At 68.4% G+C, this 16,463-nt stretch carries 23 protein-coding genes; 8 read left to right on the top strand and 15 right to left on the bottom strand.

Features of this window, described 5'->3' with window-relative positions; translation table 11 throughout:
- Entirely contained in the window at window positions 1-1,122 is a 1,122-nt protein-coding gene (locus KBY96_RS04460) for a rhodanese-like domain-containing protein (protein WP_254978017.1), read from the bottom strand.
- Between the two features lie 122 nt (window positions 1,123-1,244).
- On the opposite strand from KBY96_RS04460, the gene KBY96_RS04455 reads away from it, so the two are divergent.
- Window positions 1,245-1,781 carry a DUF3122 domain-containing protein gene (locus KBY96_RS04455; protein WP_254978016.1) on the top strand — a complete coding sequence of 179 codons (537 nt, stop codon included), beginning with the start codon at window positions 1,245-1,247 and terminating at the stop codon, window positions 1,779-1,781.
- Window positions 1,782-1,844: 63 nt separating this feature from the next.
- Entirely contained in the window at window positions 1,845-2,582 is a 738-nt protein-coding gene (locus KBY96_RS04450) for a superoxide dismutase (RefSeq protein WP_254978015.1), read from the top strand.
- On the opposite strand, the gene KBY96_RS04445 is transcribed toward KBY96_RS04450, so the two are convergent.
- Entirely contained in the window at window positions 2,551-3,123 is a 573-nt protein-coding gene (locus tag KBY96_RS04445; protein WP_254978014.1) for a peroxiredoxin, read from the bottom strand. The two genes, KBY96_RS04450 and KBY96_RS04445, sit on opposite strands and share 32 nt — an antisense overlap.
- A gap of 66 nt (window positions 3,124-3,189) precedes the next feature.
- Entirely contained in the window at window positions 3,190-3,558 is a 369-nt protein-coding gene (locus KBY96_RS04440; protein ID WP_254978013.1) for a cell division protein SepF, read from the bottom strand.
- A 168-nt stretch (window positions 3,559-3,726) separates the two neighbouring features.
- Here KBY96_RS04440 and KBY96_RS04435 point away from each other — a divergent pair, with 168 nt between their 5' ends.
- Window positions 3,727-4,302, top strand: a complete 576-nt coding sequence (locus KBY96_RS04435) for a ferritin (RefSeq protein ID WP_254978012.1) — start codon at window positions 3,727-3,729, stop codon at window positions 4,300-4,302.
- A 2-nt stretch (window positions 4,303-4,304) separates the two neighbouring features.
- Here KBY96_RS04435 and KBY96_RS04430 read toward each other — a convergent pair whose 3' ends face one another.
- The 4 genes from KBY96_RS04430 to KBY96_RS04415 form a co-directional block, all read right to left on the bottom strand.
- Window positions 4,305-4,571: a hypothetical protein gene (locus KBY96_RS04430; RefSeq protein WP_254978011.1), complete on the bottom strand. Its 267-nt coding sequence runs from the start codon at window positions 4,569-4,571 to the stop codon at window positions 4,305-4,307.
- Window positions 4,572-4,582: 11 nt separating this feature from the next.
- The gene (locus KBY96_RS04425) at window positions 4,583-5,176 is read right to left on the bottom strand and encodes a Crp/Fnr family transcriptional regulator (protein WP_254978010.1); all 594 of its coding nucleotides are present in this window, start codon (window positions 5,174-5,176) and stop codon (window positions 4,583-4,585) included.
- 138 nt (window positions 5,177-5,314) lie between these two features.
- Window positions 5,315-6,166: a galactose mutarotase gene (locus KBY96_RS04420; protein ID WP_254978009.1), complete on the bottom strand. Its 852-nt coding sequence runs from the start codon at window positions 6,164-6,166 to the stop codon at window positions 5,315-5,317.
- A gap of 19 nt (window positions 6,167-6,185) precedes the next feature.
- Window positions 6,186-6,410, bottom strand: a complete 225-nt coding sequence (locus tag KBY96_RS04415) for a hypothetical protein (RefSeq protein WP_254978008.1) — start codon at window positions 6,408-6,410, stop codon at window positions 6,186-6,188.
- A 264-nt stretch (window positions 6,411-6,674) separates the two neighbouring features.
- Between KBY96_RS04415 and KBY96_RS04410 the strand changes: the two genes are divergently transcribed.
- Window positions 6,675-7,265, top strand: a complete 591-nt coding sequence (locus KBY96_RS04410; protein WP_254978007.1) for a peroxiredoxin — start codon at window positions 6,675-6,677, stop codon at window positions 7,263-7,265.
- A gap of 67 nt (window positions 7,266-7,332) precedes the next feature.
- Here KBY96_RS04410 and purQ read toward each other — a convergent pair whose 3' ends face one another.
- Both purQ and purS read right to left on the bottom strand, forming a co-directional pair.
- The gene (purQ, locus tag KBY96_RS04405) at window positions 7,333-7,992 is read right to left on the bottom strand and encodes a phosphoribosylformylglycinamidine synthase subunit PurQ (protein ID WP_254978006.1); all 660 of its coding nucleotides are present in this window, start codon (window positions 7,990-7,992) and stop codon (window positions 7,333-7,335) included.
- The gene (purS, locus tag KBY96_RS04400) at window positions 7,989-8,261 is read right to left on the bottom strand and encodes a phosphoribosylformylglycinamidine synthase subunit PurS (protein WP_254978005.1); all 273 of its coding nucleotides are present in this window, start codon (window positions 8,259-8,261) and stop codon (window positions 7,989-7,991) included. Before purS ends, purQ begins: the two co-directional genes overlap by 4 nt.
- 89 nt (window positions 8,262-8,350) lie before the next feature.
- Here purS and KBY96_RS04395 point away from each other — a divergent pair, with 89 nt between their 5' ends.
- Entirely contained in the window at window positions 8,351-8,737 is a 387-nt protein-coding gene (locus tag KBY96_RS04395; protein WP_254978003.1) for a hypothetical protein, read from the top strand.
- 34 nt (window positions 8,738-8,771) lie between these two features.
- On the opposite strand, the gene cobW is transcribed toward KBY96_RS04395, so the two are convergent.
- On the bottom strand, window positions 8,772-9,887 hold the full coding sequence (gene cobW / locus KBY96_RS04390; protein WP_254978002.1) for a cobalamin biosynthesis protein CobW: 1,116 nt from the start codon (window positions 9,885-9,887) through the stop codon (window positions 8,772-8,774).
- Complete coding sequence (locus KBY96_RS04385; protein WP_254978001.1) at window positions 9,884-10,429, bottom strand: pentapeptide repeat-containing protein; 546 nt, start codon at window positions 10,427-10,429, stop codon at window positions 9,884-9,886. The genes cobW and KBY96_RS04385 overlap by 4 nt, the downstream gene beginning before the upstream one ends.
- 39 nt (window positions 10,430-10,468) lie before the next feature.
- Here KBY96_RS04385 and KBY96_RS04380 point away from each other — a divergent pair, with 39 nt between their 5' ends.
- The 3 genes from KBY96_RS04380 (at window position 10,469) to ilvD (ending at window position 13,313) form a co-directional block, all read left to right on the top strand.
- Window positions 10,469-11,116, top strand: coding sequence for a uracil phosphoribosyltransferase (locus KBY96_RS04380; protein WP_254977999.1), 648 nt, complete (start codon window positions 10,469-10,471; stop codon window positions 11,114-11,116).
- A gap of 75 nt (window positions 11,117-11,191) precedes the next feature.
- Entirely contained in the window at window positions 11,192-11,578 is a 387-nt protein-coding gene (locus KBY96_RS04375; RefSeq protein ID WP_254977998.1) for a hypothetical protein, read from the top strand.
- A gap of 46 nt (window positions 11,579-11,624) precedes the next feature.
- Entirely contained in the window at window positions 11,625-13,313 is a 1,689-nt protein-coding gene (gene ilvD, locus KBY96_RS04370) for a dihydroxy-acid dehydratase (protein WP_254977997.1), read from the top strand.
- Between the two features lie 24 nt (window positions 13,314-13,337).
- On the opposite strand, the gene KBY96_RS04365 is transcribed toward ilvD, so the two are convergent.
- The 4 genes from KBY96_RS04365 to gndA are packed head-to-tail and all read right to left on the bottom strand — an operon-like array spanning window position 13,338 to window position 16,453.
- Entirely contained in the window at window positions 13,338-13,754 is a 417-nt protein-coding gene (locus tag KBY96_RS04365) for a hypothetical protein (RefSeq protein WP_254977996.1), read from the bottom strand.
- Window positions 13,741-14,283, bottom strand: a complete 543-nt coding sequence (locus tag KBY96_RS04360; RefSeq protein ID WP_254977995.1) for a CIA30 family protein — start codon at window positions 14,281-14,283, stop codon at window positions 13,741-13,743. The genes KBY96_RS04365 and KBY96_RS04360 overlap by 14 nt, the downstream gene beginning before the upstream one ends.
- A 5-nt stretch (window positions 14,284-14,288) precedes the next feature.
- The gene (pgl, locus tag KBY96_RS04355) at window positions 14,289-15,026 is read right to left on the bottom strand and encodes a 6-phosphogluconolactonase (protein ID WP_254977994.1); all 738 of its coding nucleotides are present in this window, start codon (window positions 15,024-15,026) and stop codon (window positions 14,289-14,291) included.
- Window positions 15,027-15,034: 8 nt separating this feature from the next.
- Window positions 15,035-16,453, bottom strand: coding sequence for an NADP-dependent phosphogluconate dehydrogenase (gene gndA / locus KBY96_RS04350; RefSeq protein ID WP_254977993.1), 1,419 nt, complete (start codon window positions 16,451-16,453; stop codon window positions 15,035-15,037).
- Window positions 16,454-16,463 lie beyond the last annotated feature (10 nt).

The following is a 16,463-nucleotide window of genomic DNA, read 5'->3' as shown; positions in this document are numbered from 1 at the left end:
TCAGGTCAGCTCGGGACCCTCCAGGGGATAGCCCTCGTCGGCCCAGCGGCGCAGGCCACCGCGCAGGTTGGCCACCTCGGAGTGCCCCGCCTTGAGCAGCTGCTGGGTGGCGAGGGCCGAACGGCTGCCCGAGTGGCACACCACCACCACCGGGCGATCGCCGGGTATCTCGGCCTGGCGATCGGCCAGATCGGGTAGCGGGATGGCCACGCTGCCGGCCACGTGACCATCCGGGCCCTCCAGTTCCTCGCTGGAGCGCACGTCCAGGATCGTCACGTCCTGACGGTGGGCCGCCACCCAGGCCGGGGTGAGTTCCGGCAGGCCGGCATAGCTGCGGACCACCGGCGCCCACACCGGGGTTGTCAGCGGTGTGGTGGGTTTGCCGGAACGCAGGTTGCCCGGCAGGGCCTCGGCGATGCGATGGGGGTGGGGGAGCTTCATGTTCTCCATGTGGCCCACGAAGTCGCGTTCGCTGGCACCGGCGCCGAGACGGGCGTTGAAGGCCTTCTCCTCCACCACCGAGGTGACCGTGCGGCCGGTGTAGTCGTGGCCGGGGTACAGCAGGCAGGAATTGGGCAGGGAGAAGATCTGGCCGGTGATCGAGCTCCACAGGGTGTGGGCATCGCCCTGCTGGAAATCACAGCGCCCGCAGCCCCGCACCAGCAGGGCATCGCCCGTGAAGGCCATCGACTGGTCATCGAGCACGTAGCTGAGGCAGCCATCGGTGTGCCCCGGGGTGCTGCGCACCTGCAGATGGCGGCTGCCGAACGGAACCCGGTCGCCGTGTTGCAGCGGCAGGGTCACGTTCTCGGCCCGGCCGAGCGCAGCCACGCCGATCGCACAGCCCGTGGCGGCATGCATCAGCCAGCTGCCGGTGACGTGGTCGGCATGCACGTGGGTGTCGATGGAGGCCACCAAGGTGATGCCCAGCTCGCGGATCAGGGAGAGATCGCGCCCGTGTTGCTCAAACACGGTGTCGATGATCACGCCCTGACGGCTGGGCGCTTCGGCCAGCAGGTAAGTGAAGGTGCCGGTGTCGGCGTCAAAGAGCTGCCGGAACAGCAGGGGGCCACCGCCGGCGGCGGCGACCAGGGAGATGGCGGTGTCCGGGGCGGAGACCATGGCAGCGGTGCGTAACTTTTATGACCATAGCCGCATAGAGCGCAATCGTTTGTGGCGTTGTGTGGCTGAGCGCAGCTGGGTGCTGCATGCTCAGGGAGCGCGATCAGTCCGGCAGCACACCCATGGCCGATCCCCAGCAGGCCGTCGCCCGAGGCGGAACCCCCCGGCGGCGGCGCGGCGGGCGGGCTCTGGTGGTGGTGGCGGTGCTGCTGATGGCCGTGGTGTTTTGGCCTGCCGCGCTCGGGGCCGCGGAGCCTCCAGCCCGATGGACCCTCAGCGATGGCCAGGGGCAGCGCTGGGCCGTGAGCCTGTTCCATCAGCCCGATCCCGCCTACCCCGACGGCGCGCGGCTGCGGCTCACGGCCCTGGCGCCTGCCCCACAGCCAGGCCAGGCACCGAGTCACAGCGCCGCACTGGAGCTCCGTGATGCCTTCGCCGGCCGCTGGAGCCTTCCCAACCGCAGCCAAGAACTGGTACCACCCGATTCCGGGACGATTCCGGCGGGCAGTGCCCAGTTCGCCCTCGATGGACTCGCCAGAGCGCCCCGGGACGGTGGGCCGGTGCGGCTGGAGATCCCCCTGGCCAGCGGAGCGACGGCCATCGTGGTGCTCGGGCCGGCCCCCACGGCAGCCCTGGTGGAGCTGATCGCCCAGGGCTGACGCCCACGGCTGTTGCGTTCAAGCTGTTGCGTAGAACCGCCGCCGCATCCCGACAGGCCCTCCATGCCGCTGCTGACCCCCCTCCTGCGCCGCCTGCTGGTGGCCGTGTGCTGCCTGGGGCTGCTGCTCAGCGGTGCTCCGCCAGCGCGGGCGGATTTCAGCCTCCCACCCTTGCCCTACCCCGCCGATGCCCTCGAGCCCGCCATCGACGCGCGCACGATGGAGATCCACCACGACCGGCACCACGGCGGCTATGTGGCCAAGCTCAACGCCGCCCTCGCCGAGCGCCCGGAGCTGGCGGGCCTGTCGCTCGAGGAGCTGCAGGGGCGGGCGCGGCGGCTCCCGGAGGCCATGCGCAACAACGCCGGCGGCCACTGGAACCACAGCCAGTTCTGGACGGCCATGGCCCCCGCGGGCGAGGGCGGGGAGCCCTCGGAAGCGCTCCTGGAGGCCATCAACGGCAGATTCGGCTCCGCGGACGTCCTCAGAGAGCAATTCGAGGCGGCCGCCGCCGCCCGCTTCGGCTCGGGCTGGGCCTGGCTGATCCTGAAGCCGAACGGTGATCTGGCGATCACCACCACGGCCAACCAGGACAACCCGCTGATGAACCTCAGCGGGATCGAGCGGGGCACGCCGCTGCTGGGCCTGGACGTATGGGAGCACGCCTATTACCTCAGCTACCAGAACCGCCGGCCTGATTACATCCGCTCCTGGTGGTCGCTGGTGAACTGGAGTGAAGTGAACCGGCGCTATGCCGAGGCCGCCGGGCTCAGCCCTCGAACTCCCGCCTCGGAGCTTTGACGCCGGCAGATTCGCTGCCCTTGATGTAGGCCAGCATGGTGTCCGCATCCGACGTTTCGAACGGATCAATCGGGCAGTTGTCGCCGAATTCGGGCTCCAGGAACACCTTCTCGATGTGTCCGTCGTTCACCAGCATCGAGTAGCGCCAGGAGCGCAGGCCGAAACCCAGGTTCGACTTATCGACGAGCATGCCCATCTTGCGGGTGAATTCAGCATTGCCATCGGGCAACAGGAATACGCTCTTGGCGCCCACCTGCTTGCCCCACTGGAACATCACGAAGGCATCGTTCACCGACAGGCAGATGATCTGATCCACGCCGTGGGCGCGGAACTCGTCGTAGAGCTCCTCGTAGCGCGGCAGGTGACTGGAGGAGCAGGTGGGGGTGAAGGCACCGGGCAGGGCGAACAGCACCACCTTCCTGCCTTTGAAGATGTCGTCGCTGCTGAGGTCCTGCCAGCGGTAGGGGTTGGGCCCGGGCACGGATTCGTCCCGCACGCGGGTTTTGAACGTGACGTTGGGAACGCGCTCGAGAACGGCCATGGATCGCTGTTGGAACAAGAGGAACGGCTGCCGGCCCTCCGGCATGCACACCACACTAACCCATAGTCACTTCGGATAAGCCTCTATGGGCATAGCGTCAGTGGCTGGGCGCGCTGCCGCCTCGCGGTCCCCGTGCACCAGCACGTCGCCTGGCGCGAACAGGAACACATCCTCGGCGATGCGGTGCACCTGGCCGCAGATCGCGGCAATGCCCCCGCACACGAAATCGATCAGCCGCTGGCCAGGGCTGTCCTCCAGCCAGGCTGAGTTCACCAGCACGGTGTGGTGAGCCCGTACAGCCTCGATCACCCTGCGGGCGTCACAGAAGCTGCGCGGTGTGAACACGAGCACCTGGCGGCCATAGCCCGGTGAATCCCACCGGCGCGGCTGCGGTTCCACCGCTGTCGGCGCTGTGAGCCACGAGTCGGTGAGCATGGGGGTCCAGCTGGGCTCGGTTCAGACTGGGTGGGCAGGAACCTGCCGGCCCGTGGACTACAGATGGGCTTCGCTTTTCTGTGACGAGTCGTTCCCGGCGCAGATCACCAGTCCGGGTATCTTTTGTGACGTGCCCGGTTTCGGGCTCCGACCCCTGCGCGAGCTGCCATGACAACCACCTCCAGCACTGGCAGCCGCATCTCCACCGGCCCGGCCGGCCGGGCGGTGGCCCAGCCCATGGAGGAGACCCTGATCGAGGGGCTGCATCAGCACCTCACCCTGGAGCGGCAGGCCAGCGCCGCCTACTTCGCCCTGGCGATCTGGTTTGCGGAGCGGGAGTTGCGTGGCTTTGCCGGCTACCTCAAACAGGAGTCGCTCGCTGAGCAGAGCCATGCCGCCTGCGTGGCCGACTACCTGATTGCTCGTGGCCAGGGCGTGGTGCTGGAGCCTCTCGCCGCTCCCCGCCAGAGCTGGAGCGGCGCCGAGGAGATCTTCACGGCCGTGTTCGCGATGGAGGCCGATGTCACCAGCTCCCTGCAGCAGCTCTATGCCCTGGCCGAGCGCTGCGGTGATGTGCGCACCACGGTGTTCCTCGACCCGGCGGTGCAGCAGCAGGTGGCGGCAGAGCATGAAGCGGCCCATCTGCTGGGTCGGGTGCGGTTTGCGCAGAACCAGCCCGCAGCCCTGCTGGTGATTGATGGCGAACTGAGCGCCGGTGCCCACAGCCCGATCAGCCTGTCCTGAGTTCAGGTGAGGGGACGACTGCAGAGTTCGATCAGAAAGGCCAGGGCCAGCTGATCCCGGACTCCGCGACGTTGCCAGCTGCGGGCGGCGCTGAGCAGGTCGCGGCGGCGCTGGTGCAGGTGGTCGAGTTCCAGGCGCAGGCGGGTGCCCAGACGGTCATCCTGGCAACGCTGCAGACAGTGGAGAAGCTGGCGGCAGCGCTGGCGGGACGTATCTGCTTCCCGGCAGAGGCTGCCGAGCAGGCTGTGGGCAGAGGTGACGGTGGGCATGGCCAGATCCATCAGGCCGCCAGAGGAGCTGTTTCGATCAGGGACGGTGCCAGTCGCAACCCTGAAGTCCCACTGGGCACTTCGAGCAGCTGGGCGCTGCGGAATCGGGAGATCAGCCGGGTGGTGGTGACGCGGGTGGTGCCAATCAGCTCGCCGATGCGCTCATGGGTGAGCCGGAAGGGCAGGTCGCACCACTCGCCGCAGCGCCGGCCCAACCTGTTCACCAACAGAGCCAACAGGGCATGGAGGCGCTGTTCGGCCGACCCCAGGTGACGGATGCGCAGCAGCTGCAGGGTCCACTCGTTGACAGCATCGAAGCCCTGGAGGTCGGCGATCGCCCCCTGACTGCGGAAGCACAGGGGTGTGAGGGCCTCCACGCACACGCCCTCGCTGCACAGCCGATCGGTGCGCAGGTGATCTCCGGGCTGCAGGAAGGCGATGGTCATGCCCTCGGTTTCCTCGCAGGGGCAGTAGACGCGGGCCACCCCTTCCAGAACTTCGATGGAACTGCAGGCCGAGTGCAGGTTGGAGTCGATCAGTACGGACTGACCAGCGGGGACGCGGACGGCAGCCACGGGATCGTCGGGCAGAAAGCGGAACCCCATCACGAGCGCAGCGGTGCTTGTTGAGAACTGATCGCAACCTAGATCGACCAGGGCCCCTTTTGCAAGCGATTCTCATTAGCAAGGCTCATTTGCAAGGCCATGGGCTCCTCCAGAGCCACACGCGTGCGCCGCCAGGCCTCAGGCCAGAACCCGGTAACGGCTGCTCAGGCGCATCGATGCCCCAGGCCCCAGCTCCAGCCGGCGCTTACCAGTGGCCAGGGCACCGCGGGGAGCGCTCCAGGGCTCCAGGCAGGCCATCGGTCGGGGCGGGTCGCTCCAGATCACCACCAGATCAAGGGGGGCGGTGGTCTCCAGCTCCAGCGCTGTGCCGGCGCTGGGGTCGAGCAGACGCACCGCCTGGGCAGGGCCAGCCAGCAGGTCGATGCCCTCGGCCAGCAGATCGAGCTGCTGGTCGGTGTTGCACTCCTGGCCAGTGCGCTGATCCAGGCAGCGGGCCGGAAGCCCTTCGAACCGCGCCGTGGCCAGATCGGCGATGGCGAAATAGGGGTGCAGCCCGAAGCTGAACGGCATGGTCTGCTCGCCCTGGTTGCGCACCTCGGCGCTGATCTCGAGAACGCGGGGCGCCAGCCGCACCTCGAGCTGCAGCTGAAAGCGGAATGGGTAGTGCGCCAGGGTGGCGCCGCAGTGCTCCAGCTCCAGGGCCACGCCACGGCCGTCCTCGAGGGGGCGCATCAGCCAGGGCAGGTCGCGGGCGAAGCCGTGCTGGGGCATGGAGAAGCGACCCTGGCTCAGGGACAGCACCCCGCCCGGCAGGCCGCCGCAGATCGGAAACAGCACCGGCACCCCACCACGCACCGACAGGGCCGGGTCGCTGAAGCGCTCCAGGTCCAGGTAAAGCCGCTCGCGCCCGCCGCTGCGCCAACCGCTGATCAGGCCGCCGCGTTCGGGCACCACCCGCAGCAGGTCGCCACTGCCGGGGTCACTGAACTCCCAGTGGGGGTAGGGAGCCTCGCGCTGAACCAGGACCATGGTGTGAGGGGGATGGCGTTCAGCGACGCGGCTCGGGGCCACCGGAGCGGCGGCTGCGGGCCATGCTGGCAATCTTGTTCTCCACCGCCCGCACCAGGGATTTGCTGCGGTTCACCTCGCCGATGCGCTCGCCCTCCTTGGGTCTCACCAGGGGGTTGTCCCTCAGTTCGCCGCGCAGCTGGCTGAGCAGGCGAAAGTGACTGGTGGTGTTGTGCTTGCGCAAGACCGCTGGATCCCAGGTCATGGACGAATGCCGCTCTGAGGTCAGCCTATGGCCCAGCCGAAGGGCGGTTGTGATAACTTGTCAAAGACAACTGGAAGTCGGTACGAGTTCGCCTACTAGAAGCGCCTGCCAGTCGCGTCCAGCTGTTTTTCGCAGCTGTTGCCCGTCGCAGTCCGGTTCTCCATCTGGCCAGTCTCGGCGCTCAGCAGTTTCGGCTTCGGCGCTGAACCACCAGCCCTGAGCCCGTTCTCCAGTCCGTCAGCCCTTTCACCCTTTTCAGCGAGCATGTCCCGACTTGTCGGTCTCCAGGCCCCGGACTTCACCGCCACTGCGGTGGTGGACCAGGAATTCAAGGATGTCTCTCTGAGTCAGTACCGCGGCAAGTACGTGGTGCTGTTCTTTTACCCCCTCGACTTCACCTTCGTCTGCCCCACGGAGATCACCGCCTTCTCCGACCGCTACGCCGATTTCACCAGCCGCAACACCGAGGTGCTGGGCGTGTCGGTGGACAGCCAGTTCTCACACCTGGCCTGGGTGCAGACCGAGCGCACCAGCGGTGGCCTGGGAGAGTGCAACTATCCCCTTGTGGCCGACCTCAAGAAGGAGATCGCCCGCGCCTACAACGTGCTCGATGAGGAGGCCGGCGTGGCCCTGCGCGGTCTGTTCATCATCGATCCCGAGGGCGTGATCGCGCACAGCACGATCAACAACCTGCCCGTGGGCCGCAGCGTCGACGAGACCCTGCGGGTGCTGCAGGCCTTCCAGTATGTGCAGAGTCACCCCGACGAGGTGTGTCCCGCCAACTGGCAACCCGGTGACAAGACCATGAACCCTGACCCGGTGAAGTCGAAGGATTTCTTCGCCGCCGTCAACTGAGGCAGCCGCCTCCCAGCGGGAGGTTGAGCCTCCCTGCCGCTGATCAGGCCCCTGCCGGGGCCTTTTTTCATGGGCTCTGGCGCAGGCTGGCCAGCAGCGGCAGCCCATCCAGCCCACCGGTGACGGAATCACAGGCGCGCTCGGGGTGGGGCATCAGCCCCAGCACGTTTCCGGCGGCGTTGGTGAGGCCCGCCACATCCCCCATCGATCCGTTGGGGTTGGCGGCGTAGCGCAGCACCACCTGGCCATTGGCCTCCAGCCGGCGCAGCTCCTCGCTATCGCACTGATAGCGCCCCTCCCCGTGGGCGATCGGCAGACGAATGGAGGCGCCGGCGCCGTAGCCCTGCAGCCAGCGGCAGTGGCCAGGGTTGACCTGCAGTTCAGTGGGCTCGCAGATGAAGTGCAGGCCGGCGTTGCGTGTCAGGGCTCCAGGCAGCAGTCCCATCTCGGTGAGCACCTGAAACCCGTTGCAGATTCCCAGCACTGGCCCGCCGTTCGTGGCGAACCGCTGCACCGCCTCCAGCACCGGGGCGAAGCGGGCGATGGCCCCGCAGCGCAGGTAGTCGCCGTAGCTGAAGCCGCCGGGAATGACCACGGCGTCAAGGCCATCGAGGTCGCTCTGGGCGTGCCAGAGAAAGGTTGTCGGCAGCCCCAGGCAGCCCTCCAGAGCCCACCGCACATCCCGGTCGCAATTGGAACCGGGGAACACCACCACCCCCACGTTCATGCCCGTTTCCCCCCTGCAGGCTCGCGGATCTCCAGGCTCCAGTTCTCGATCACGGGATTGGCCAGCAGGCGATCACTGAGCAGCTCCAGCTGGCTCTGGGCGGTGGCCCGATCGGGGGCCTCCAGCTCCAGCTCGATGGCCTTGCCGATGCGCAGCTTGCGCACACCCTCAACCCCCAGCCGGGCCGCCGCTGCGCGTGTGGCCTCCCCGGCGGGGTCGAGCACCGATGGTCTCAGGGAGACCTGAACACGAGCGAGATAGGTGGGCACGGAAGAGCCGGATTTTGTTAAATCTTGGCAGTCCAACGGCCTTCCGCCTGCCCCTGCGGCGCAGGTTGAAAGCAGATGCGGTGGTGCCGGTGTCAGCTGCCTCCAGCCCCTCGGCCTGCCGGCTCTGGTTGGGAAGACCCGGGATGGGGGTGCTGGTGGCAGTGCTGGCGGCCGTGCTGCTCGGAGGGATTGAGCCAGCAGCCAGTCGGGCCGATGGGCAGCTGCCCCCGGTGGCCTTGCAGTGCCGTCTCGACGGGGGCCCCTGGCGGGACTGCCTGATGCGGATCGAGAGCATCGGTCAGCGCTGGAGCCTGGTGGTGGGCCGGGAGCAGGTGTGGTTTGAGCACGACGGCCGGGGCCTGGTGCGCATGCTGCGGGGAGGTCGCGGCTGGGTCCCCGTGCAACCCCACTGGAGCGCCGACACCGCTCTGTGCTGGGACGGCATCTGCGCCAAGGGGGAGATCCCCCTCGACTGAAGGGTCTGATGGAAGGGTCGCTGCCCCTCCCCCATCAGCCGAGCAGGGCGGCCAGGGTCGTCTGCAGGTCATCAGCTGGCAGTTGAAACCCCAGCACCACCACCTCCAGGCCAGGTGCCGCATCGGGCTGACGGCCTGCCGGGTCGCTGAACCAGCTCTCAAGCCGCGGGCCCACAGCTTGGAGTTCCAGCACCCTGGCCTTGCCGCTCAGGCGCAGTCGACCCTTGAGACGCACCACGCCGTGGCTCTGGATCAACTGGCGCAGGGCCCGCTCCACGGCTGCGCGCTCAAACCTTCCGGCGAGCCGCAGGGCCTTCGCCTCGATCGCCACGTGGTGATGGTGCTCGTGCTCGTGCTCGTGCTTGTGATCGTGATCGTGGCTGTGGCTGTGTGGGTCATGGTCGAGTCCCAGCACCAGTTCCGGTGCCACGGCGCCCCGCGCCATCGGCAGCACAGGCGTGCCGGGGCGGATCTGGCTTTGCAGCCGCTCGCGCACCCGCTCCAGCTGGGCGGGATCCACGCAGTCGGCCCGGCTGATCAGCACCAGATCGGCGCACGCGAGTTGCTGGGCGAACAGCTCGTCGATGGCGGTGGCGTGATCGAGGCTGGGATCGGCCCGGCGCTGGGCCTCGAGCACGGCGGGGTCGGCCACCACCGCACCAGCAGCGAGGGCTTCGCCATCGACCACGGTGACCACGCCGTTCACCCGCGTGCGCGAGCGGATCTCAGGCCACTGGAAGGCAGCCACCAGGGGCTCGGGCAGGGCCAGTCCGCTCGTTTCCACCACGATCCCGTCGAGCTGATCCGCCCGCTCCAGCAGGGTGGTCATGGTGGGTAGGAAATCGTCCTGCACCGTGCAGCAGAGGCAGCCATTGGTGAGCTCCACCAGGCGACCGTCGAGCTCCTCCTCCGGGCAGAAGCCGCAGCTGCGCAGCAGGTCGCCATCGATGCCCACCTCGCCGAACTCATTCACGAGCACCGCCAGCCGCTGGCCACTGCCCAGCAGCAAGCGGCGAAGCAGGGTGGTCTTGCCGGCCCCCAGGAAACCGGTCACCACCGTCACAGGCAGTCGTCCGGCTGACGCTGAACCCGCCGGGCTGATGGCCGTCTCGGTCTTGAGACTGGATGGGCCCATGGTGGACGCGTTCATCGGCAATCCAGGCTGTCGCGGGTGCTCACGCCGGTGAGCGGGTTGGTGCCACTAGCCCGCTTGCAGAGCTGCTTCTGCTCGGGCAAATCCAGCACCGCGTCTGTGAAGTCGGCTCCGTCGATACGGGCACCGCCGAACCGGCTCTGCATCAACATCGCGTTCCGCAACACCGCACCGCGCAGGTCGCTGTCGTTGAAGCGTGTGGCGTAGGCCACCACATCCTCGAGATTGGTGCCACTCAGATCGGCCCCCTGCAGGTTGCTGTTGTTGAACACCGCACCCCGCAGGTCAGCCTCGCTGAAGTCGTAGCCCTCCAGCGCGGCCTTGAGAAATTCCGCCTGCAGCAGCTGGCGACCGTGCATGTCGGGCTGGAGATCCTGCTGGGCCCGCTGGCCCCGCAGCTCCGGTGCCGTGATCGCTGCGGCCGGTGTCGCTGCCAGCAGCAGGCCGGCGGAGCAAAGCACCAGTGTCAGCGCCAGGCTCAGGAGTACCGACGGCGCCAGCCGCGGCAGGACGCCGCTCAAGGGCGGGGGGCTGGACATGGGTGCGCTCCTACGGTGCAGGTTCAAGTTATGGCAACCATGGCGATGACCCTGCGGGTGGTGGTCCCCCCCCACCCCCTGATCGGGCACTGGCTCTCGGTGCTGCGTGACCGCCGCACCCCCGCCCCGCTCTACGGCACCGCCACTGCTGAACTGGGGCGCTGGCTCACCTACGAGGCCCTGCGGGACTGGCTGCCCCATCGCCCCATCAGCGTCGAGACCGACCTGGCCTGCTGCGAAGGCCAGGTGGTGGACGTCTCGGTGCCGATCCTGGCTATTCCCCTCTGCCCCGAGGGACTGGGTCTGTGGGATGGCGCCAAGGCGGTGCTGCCTGCAGCCCGGGTGCAGCATCTGCACTGCGGCCAGCCCCTGCCCCTGGCCAGCATTGATGCGCGCTGTGGTGTGCTGGTGTTCGCCGCCGAGGTGGGCATTGATGGCGAGCTGGATGCCCTGCTGGCGGCCTTGCGCGAGCGTGGTGTGAGCGGCCCCAGGTTGCGCGTGATCACCGCCCTGGCTGCCAGTCCAGGACTCAAGCGGCTGGGCGAGACGTTCGCGGACCTCACCCTCTACACCGCCTGCATCGATCCTGAGCTCAGCGCAGACGGCTGCATCAGTCCCGGCATCGGCCAGGTGAGCGAACGGCTGTTCGGTGCGTGCCTGGCGGACATGGCCGCGACGACTGCCTAGGCTCTCCACCTGGCCCGCTGCCGCCCAGCGCCTCTCAGCGCTTCTGTCCAACCCTCCCCGTCCCCATCCAGTCCCATGGCTGACCGCCCCCCTCAGGATCGCGTCGCCGCGGATCGGGCCCGACCGGATGCCGGCAGCGCTGTCCCCTGCGATCAGAGTTCCGCACTCCTGGCCAGTGCCGTGGCCGGTGCTGTGCTCGGCGCCGCTGGCCTGGCCTGGTGGTTGTTGTCTGTGGCCGAACGGCGGCGACTGGCCGCCCGGCAACAGCGCAACCTGGCGCTCTCGCGCCTGCAGGGCGGCGCCGATCCCCACGACGAGCCGCTGCTGCGCTCCCCCGCTTCCTCCCAGTCGGTGGGGGAGGCAACGGCCCATGACAAAGCGCTGCACGACAAGGTGCACGAACTCAACCAGGCGATCGAGGCGGTGCGCCGCCAGCTTGAGCAGTTGCAGCCCCAGGGCTGACACCGCCGCTGGGTAGGTTGCTGATCTGCCTCGCTGCCCGCTCCCCATGCTCCGCTCCGCCGCCGTCACCCAGGGGATTCAGCGCTCCCCCAACCGGGCCATGCTGCGGGCGGTGGGCTTTGGTGATGACGACTTCAGCAAGCCGATCGTCGGCATCGCCAACGGCTACAGCACCATCACACCCTGCAACCTGGGCCTGAACGACCTGGCCCGGCGGGCCGAACAGGCCGCCCATCATGCCGGTGGCATGCCCCAGATGTTCGGCACCATCACGGTGAGTGATGGCATCTCCATGGGCACCGAGGGGATGAAGTATTCCCTGGTGAGCCGAGAGGTGATCGCCGACTCGATCGAAACCGCCTGCAACGCCCAGAGCATGGACGCTCTGCTGGCGATCGGGGGCTGTGACAAGAACATGCCCGGGGCCATGCTGGCCATGGCGCGCATGAACATTCCCGCCATTTTTGTGTATGGCGGCACGATCAAGCCCGGAAAACTGGGCGCCTGTGATCTCACCGTTGTCAGTGCTTTTGAAGCGGTGGGGCAGTTCAGTGGCGGCCAGATCGACCAGGACGAACTCAACGCCATCGAGAAGAACGCCTGTCCCGGTGCCGGCAGCTGCGGTGGAATGTTCACTGCCAACACCATGAGTGCCGCCTTTGAGGTGATGGGCCTGAGCCTGCCCTACAGCTCCACGATGGCAGCCGAAGACCCCGAGAAAGCTGACAGCGCCGCCCGCAGCGCCGAAGTGCTGATGCAGGCCATCGAGGCCGACATCCGTCCGCGGGATCTGCTCACCCGCGAAGCTTTTGAAAACGCCATCAGCGTGATCATGGCGGTGGGGGGATCCACCAACTCGGTGCTGCATCTGCTGGCTGTGGCCCGCACCGCCGGCGTGCCGCTGGCCATCGAGGATTTTGAAACGATTCGCCAGCGCGTGCCGGTGATCTGCGATCTCAAGCCCAGCGGCCGCTACGTGACCGTGGATCTGCACAACGCCGGCGGCACCCCCCAGGTGATGAAGCTGTTGCTCGATGCCGGCCTGCTGCACGGCGACTGCCAAACGATCGAGGGCAAGACCCTTCGCGACGTGCTGGCCGCCGTGCCCTCCGAGCCGCCCGCGGACCAGGACGTGATCCGGCCGCTGAGCAATCCGCTCTACCCCAAGGGTCACCTGGCCATCCTCAAGGGCAACCTGGCCGAAGAGGGTGCAGTGGCCAAGATCAGCGGGGTGAAGAACCCGGTGATCACGGGGCCGGCCCGGGTGTTCGAGAGCGAGGAGACCTGCCTCGCCGCCATCCTCGACAAGCAGATCCACCCCGGCGATGTGGTGGTGGTGCGCAACGAGGGACCGGTGGGGGGGCCTGGGATGAGGGAGATGCTCAGCCCCACCGCCGCGATCGTGGGCCAGGGCTTGATCGATTCGGTGGCCCTGATCACCGATGGGCGCTTCTCCGGGGGCTCCTTCGGCCTGGTGATCGGCCACGTGGCCCCCGAGGCCGCCGTGGGCGGCACCATCGGCCTGGTGCACGAGGGCGACAGCATCAGCGTGGATGCCAACCAGCTGCTGATCCAGCTCCATGTGAACCAGGAGGAGCTGGCCCGGCGCCGGGCCGCCTGGGTGAAGCCCGAGCCCCGCTACCGCACCGGTGTGCTGGGCAAATACGCGCGTCTGGTGAGCTCCAGCAGCCTGGGGGCGGTAACCGATCAGAGCGAACTCAGCGCCAACCGCTGAGCCCCATACCCCCCGCCCCCCGGATCAACCGCCCACCAGCAGCGCCCGCAGGCGGCGGGCCAAGGCCTCGAGGGGGGCGCCTGCGGCTGGCCGCTCGCAGCGCGCGCCGCTGTCGCCGCGCAACCACACCGGGTGGCTTCCATGCCAGAGCAGGGGGCGATCCTGATCAGCGCACCAGGCGAGGGTGAGATGCAGGTCAACACCGCTGGGGTAGAGATCCAACTCCAGGTCGTCCGCTGGCAGGCGCTCGCCGGCGGCATCGCGTGCCTCAAGCAGCAGGCAGCATTCCTGAAGGGCCTCGGCGGCGCGCTCTGCGGGGGCCCCGGCGGCGGTGCTCTCCTGGCAGCGCACGCCATGGCGCAGTGGCCGGCGGCAGAGATCGGCGGCGGCGGCCACCAGCGCACACAGCTCCGCCGGCGGCGGCAGCTCAGGGGTAGGCACGGATGGCGTGCAGGCTGAAGTGGATGGGGCCGGGGCGGAAGCCGCTGTTGGCGGAGCCGTCGTCGCCGAAGCGCGAGTGCAGCACCTGCAGCCGGTTCACCCGCCCTGCCTGGAAGCGCAGCGGCAGGCCCAGGGGTTGGGCTCGCACGGAGGGGCTCAGCTGTGCGAAGGGCAGACGCAGCCTGGTGATGCCCTCGGGCTCGGTGGGGAATTCACACACCCAGCGCAACCCGCCCGGGATCAGCTCGGTGAGACCGGCCACACCGTCGGCGCAGGCCACCGCCAGCTTGAAGCGGCGACCCTCACCGCTCAGCTCGAGCTCCAGCCCCTCGTGGGCGGAGAGATCGAGGGGCGGGGAGAACACCGGCGATCGGCAGCTGATGAAGCCGCCGCCCTCGGCGATCACCTCGCCTTCGAACACCAGGCCACCGGGTCCAACCCGGCACTCCCCCTGGCTGCGGCCGCCCATGATTGTGTCGTTGAGGGCGTGCCAGCCGCTGAACCCAGCTCCGGCGGTGATCTCGAGCACGGGATTCAGCGCGACGCCGCTGCATTGTCGGCGAACACCAGCACCGGCGCTGCCGGCCGCACCAGCCGGGCCGGGGTGCGCTCGGAGGGCTCGGCTGGATCGAGCAGACGGTTGAGAGCCAGGGCCTTGTCGCTGCCGCTGACCAGAAACACCACCTGGCGAGCGGCGCAGAGCACCGGCGCGGTGAGAGTGATCCGCGGCATGCCCTTGCCCTCGCTCACGGCCACGGGCCGGTCGCGCACACGGGTGGCGCTGGTGCCGGGGAACAGTGAGGCGGTGTGACCGTCGTCTCCCAGACCCAGCAGCACCAGATCCAGCACCGGAGGAGTGCCTGCGCAGAGCTGGACCAGGGTGGCGCCGTAGGCCTCGGCGCCCTGCTCGGGGCTGGCCAGCTGGGTGGGCACCGGATGCAGGCGTGCGTCGTGCCCGGGCCCTGGGGCCATCAAGGTGGTGCGCAGCAGGCGGGCATTGCTGGCCTCGTCATCGGCACTCACCCAGCGCTCGTCGCCAAGCAGCACATCCACCCGCTCCCAGGGCAGATGCTGCTGGCCCAGAAGGCGGTAGGTGGCAGCTGGTGTGCGCCCCCCGGCCAGGGCGATCTGGCAGCGGTCCCGTTCCGCCAGGGCCAGGTCGATCGCCGAGGCGATCGTCTCCGAGCAGCGACGCGCCAGGGCCTCGGCTGACGCCACCACCTCCAGGCGGTAGTTGGCAGCGGGGGAGGAAGGGGGGTGCAGGGTGCTCATCGAGGCGCTCAGCTCAACCACTCAGTGTGGAACGAGCCGGGCCGATCCAGCCGCTCGTAGGTGTGGGAGCCGAAGCAGTCGCGCATGGCCTGCACCAGGTTCTGGGGCAGGCGGCCGCTGCGGTAGCTGTCGATGTAGTCGAGCGTGCTCGACAGACAGGGCACGGGGATGCCGGCCTGGGCGGCTCCGGCCACCACCTGTCGCAGGCCGGGCAGACAGCGGTTGATCTGGGCCGCGAACCAGGGATCCAGCATCAGGTTGGGCAGCTCCTGGTTGGCGTTGTAGGCGTTCTGAATGCGCTGCAGCAGGCGGGCCCGGATGATGCAGCCCCCCTTCCAGATCTGGCCGATGGCGGCGAAGTCGAGCTGATAGTCGTACAGCCGCGAGGCTTCCTGCAGCAGCGCCATCCCCTGGCCGTAGCTCACCACGCAGGCGGCGGTGCAGGCATCGCGCAGGGGCGCCATGGCGTCGTCGGGACTGCCCAGATCGAAGCTGTGGCGTGCCGGCCCGGGGATCACGGCCTCGGCCGCCAGGCGCTCCTCGCGCAGCGAGCTCATCACCCGGGCATTGAGGGCCGCGTAGATGGTGGGCACCGGCACACCCATCTCCAGGGCGCTGACCACGGTCCACAGGCCGGTGCCCTTCTGGCCGGCGGCATCCACGATCAGTTCCACCAGATCCGCGCCGGTCTCGGGGTCCTTGGTGCGCAGACACACCTCCGTGATCTCCACCAGGTAGGAGGCCAGTTCCTCGCTCTGGTTCCACTGGCCGAGCACAGCCGCCATCTGGTCGCCGTCCAGTCCGGCGACCCGCTTCATCAGGTCGTAGGCCTCGGCCAGGATCTGCTCAATGCCGTACTCGATGCCGTTGTGCACGGTCTTGACGAAGTGACCGGCACCGCCAGGACCGATGTAGGTCACGCAGGGACCGTCGTCCACCTGGGCTGCCATCTTGCGCACCAGGGGCTCGATGGCGTCGTAGGCAGCGCGGGTGCCGCCGGGCATCATGCTCGGCCCCTCCAGGGCGCCCTTGGCACCGCCCGACACCCCCATGCCGATGTAACCGAAGCTCAGGCTCTCCAGCTCCTTCACCCGCCGTTCGGTGTCGGCGAACAGCGAATTGCCGCCATCGATGAGCAGATCGCCCTCTTCCAGGAGCGGTGAGATCGTGGCGATCATGTCGTCCACGGGCTGACCCGCCTTCACCATCATCAGGATCCGGCGGGGCCGCTCCAGGGCCGCCACGAACTCCTCGAGGGTGCTGGCACCGCTGATGTCCTTGCCCGCGCCCCGGCCGGCGAGGAAGGCGTCCGTCTTGGCGACGGTGCGGTTGTAGACGACGCTTGAAAACCCGTTGCGCTCTGCGTTGAGCACCAGGTTCTCGCCCATCACACCCAGCCCGATGAGGCCGAAATGTGCCGTTCCCATGAAAGTTGCA

The organism is Cyanobium sp. ATX 6A2 (assembly GCF_024346355.1).
In the GTDB taxonomy this organism is placed as follows: Bacteria; Cyanobacteriota; Cyanobacteriia; order PCC-6307; family Cyanobiaceae; genus NIES-981.
Note: the sequence above shows the minus strand (reverse complement) of the source record. Positions and strands in the feature narration are given on the sequence as shown.

Excerpts from the sequence above, each read along its gene's own strand:
- KBY96_RS04460 (WP_254978017.1), bottom strand. The coding sequence starts at position 1,122 with ATGGTCTCCGCCCCGGACACCGCCATCTCCCTGGTCGCCGCCGCCGGC.
- KBY96_RS04455 (WP_254978016.1), top strand. The coding sequence starts at position 1,245 with ATGGCCGATCCCCAGCAGGCCGTCGCCCGAGGCGGAACCCCCCGGCGG.
- KBY96_RS04450 (WP_254978015.1), top strand. The coding sequence starts at position 1,845 with ATGCCGCTGCTGACCCCCCTCCTGCGCCGCCTGCTGGTGGCCGTGTGC.
- KBY96_RS04445 (WP_254978014.1), bottom strand. The coding sequence starts at position 3,123 with ATGGCCGTTCTCGAGCGCGTTCCCAACGTCACGTTCAAAACCCGCGTG.
- KBY96_RS04440 (WP_254978013.1), bottom strand. The coding sequence starts at position 3,558 with ATGCTCACCGACTCGTGGCTCACAGCGCCGACAGCGGTGGAACCGCAG.
- KBY96_RS04435 (WP_254978012.1), top strand. The coding sequence starts at position 3,727 with ATGACAACCACCTCCAGCACTGGCAGCCGCATCTCCACCGGCCCGGCC.
- KBY96_RS04430 (WP_254978011.1), bottom strand. The coding sequence starts at position 4,571 with ATGCCCACCGTCACCTCTGCCCACAGCCTGCTCGGCAGCCTCTGCCGG.
- KBY96_RS04425 (WP_254978010.1), bottom strand. The coding sequence starts at position 5,176 with ATGGGGTTCCGCTTTCTGCCCGACGATCCCGTGGCTGCCGTCCGCGTC.
- KBY96_RS04420 (WP_254978009.1), bottom strand. The coding sequence starts at position 6,166 with ATGGTCCTGGTTCAGCGCGAGGCTCCCTACCCCCACTGGGAGTTCAGT.
- KBY96_RS04415 (WP_254978008.1), bottom strand. The coding sequence starts at position 6,410 with ATGACCTGGGATCCAGCGGTCTTGCGCAAGCACAACACCACCAGTCAC.
- KBY96_RS04410 (WP_254978007.1), top strand. The coding sequence starts at position 6,675 with ATGTCCCGACTTGTCGGTCTCCAGGCCCCGGACTTCACCGCCACTGCG.
- purQ (WP_254978006.1), bottom strand. The coding sequence starts at position 7,992 with ATGAACGTGGGGGTGGTGGTGTTCCCCGGTTCCAATTGCGACCGGGAT.
- cobW (WP_254978002.1), bottom strand. The coding sequence starts at position 9,887 with ATGAACGCGTCCACCATGGGCCCATCCAGTCTCAAGACCGAGACGGCC.
- KBY96_RS04385 (WP_254978001.1), bottom strand. The coding sequence starts at position 10,429 with ATGTCCAGCCCCCCGCCCTTGAGCGGCGTCCTGCCGCGGCTGGCGCCG.
- KBY96_RS04380 (WP_254977999.1), top strand. The coding sequence starts at position 10,469 with ATGGCGATGACCCTGCGGGTGGTGGTCCCCCCCCACCCCCTGATCGGG.
- KBY96_RS04375 (WP_254977998.1), top strand. The coding sequence starts at position 11,192 with ATGGCTGACCGCCCCCCTCAGGATCGCGTCGCCGCGGATCGGGCCCGA.
- ilvD (WP_254977997.1), top strand. The coding sequence starts at position 11,625 with ATGCTCCGCTCCGCCGCCGTCACCCAGGGGATTCAGCGCTCCCCCAAC.
- pgl (WP_254977994.1), bottom strand. The coding sequence starts at position 15,026 with ATGAGCACCCTGCACCCCCCTTCCTCCCCCGCTGCCAACTACCGCCTG.
- gndA (WP_254977993.1), bottom strand. The coding sequence starts at position 16,453 with ATGGGAACGGCACATTTCGGCCTCATCGGGCTGGGTGTGATGGGCGAG.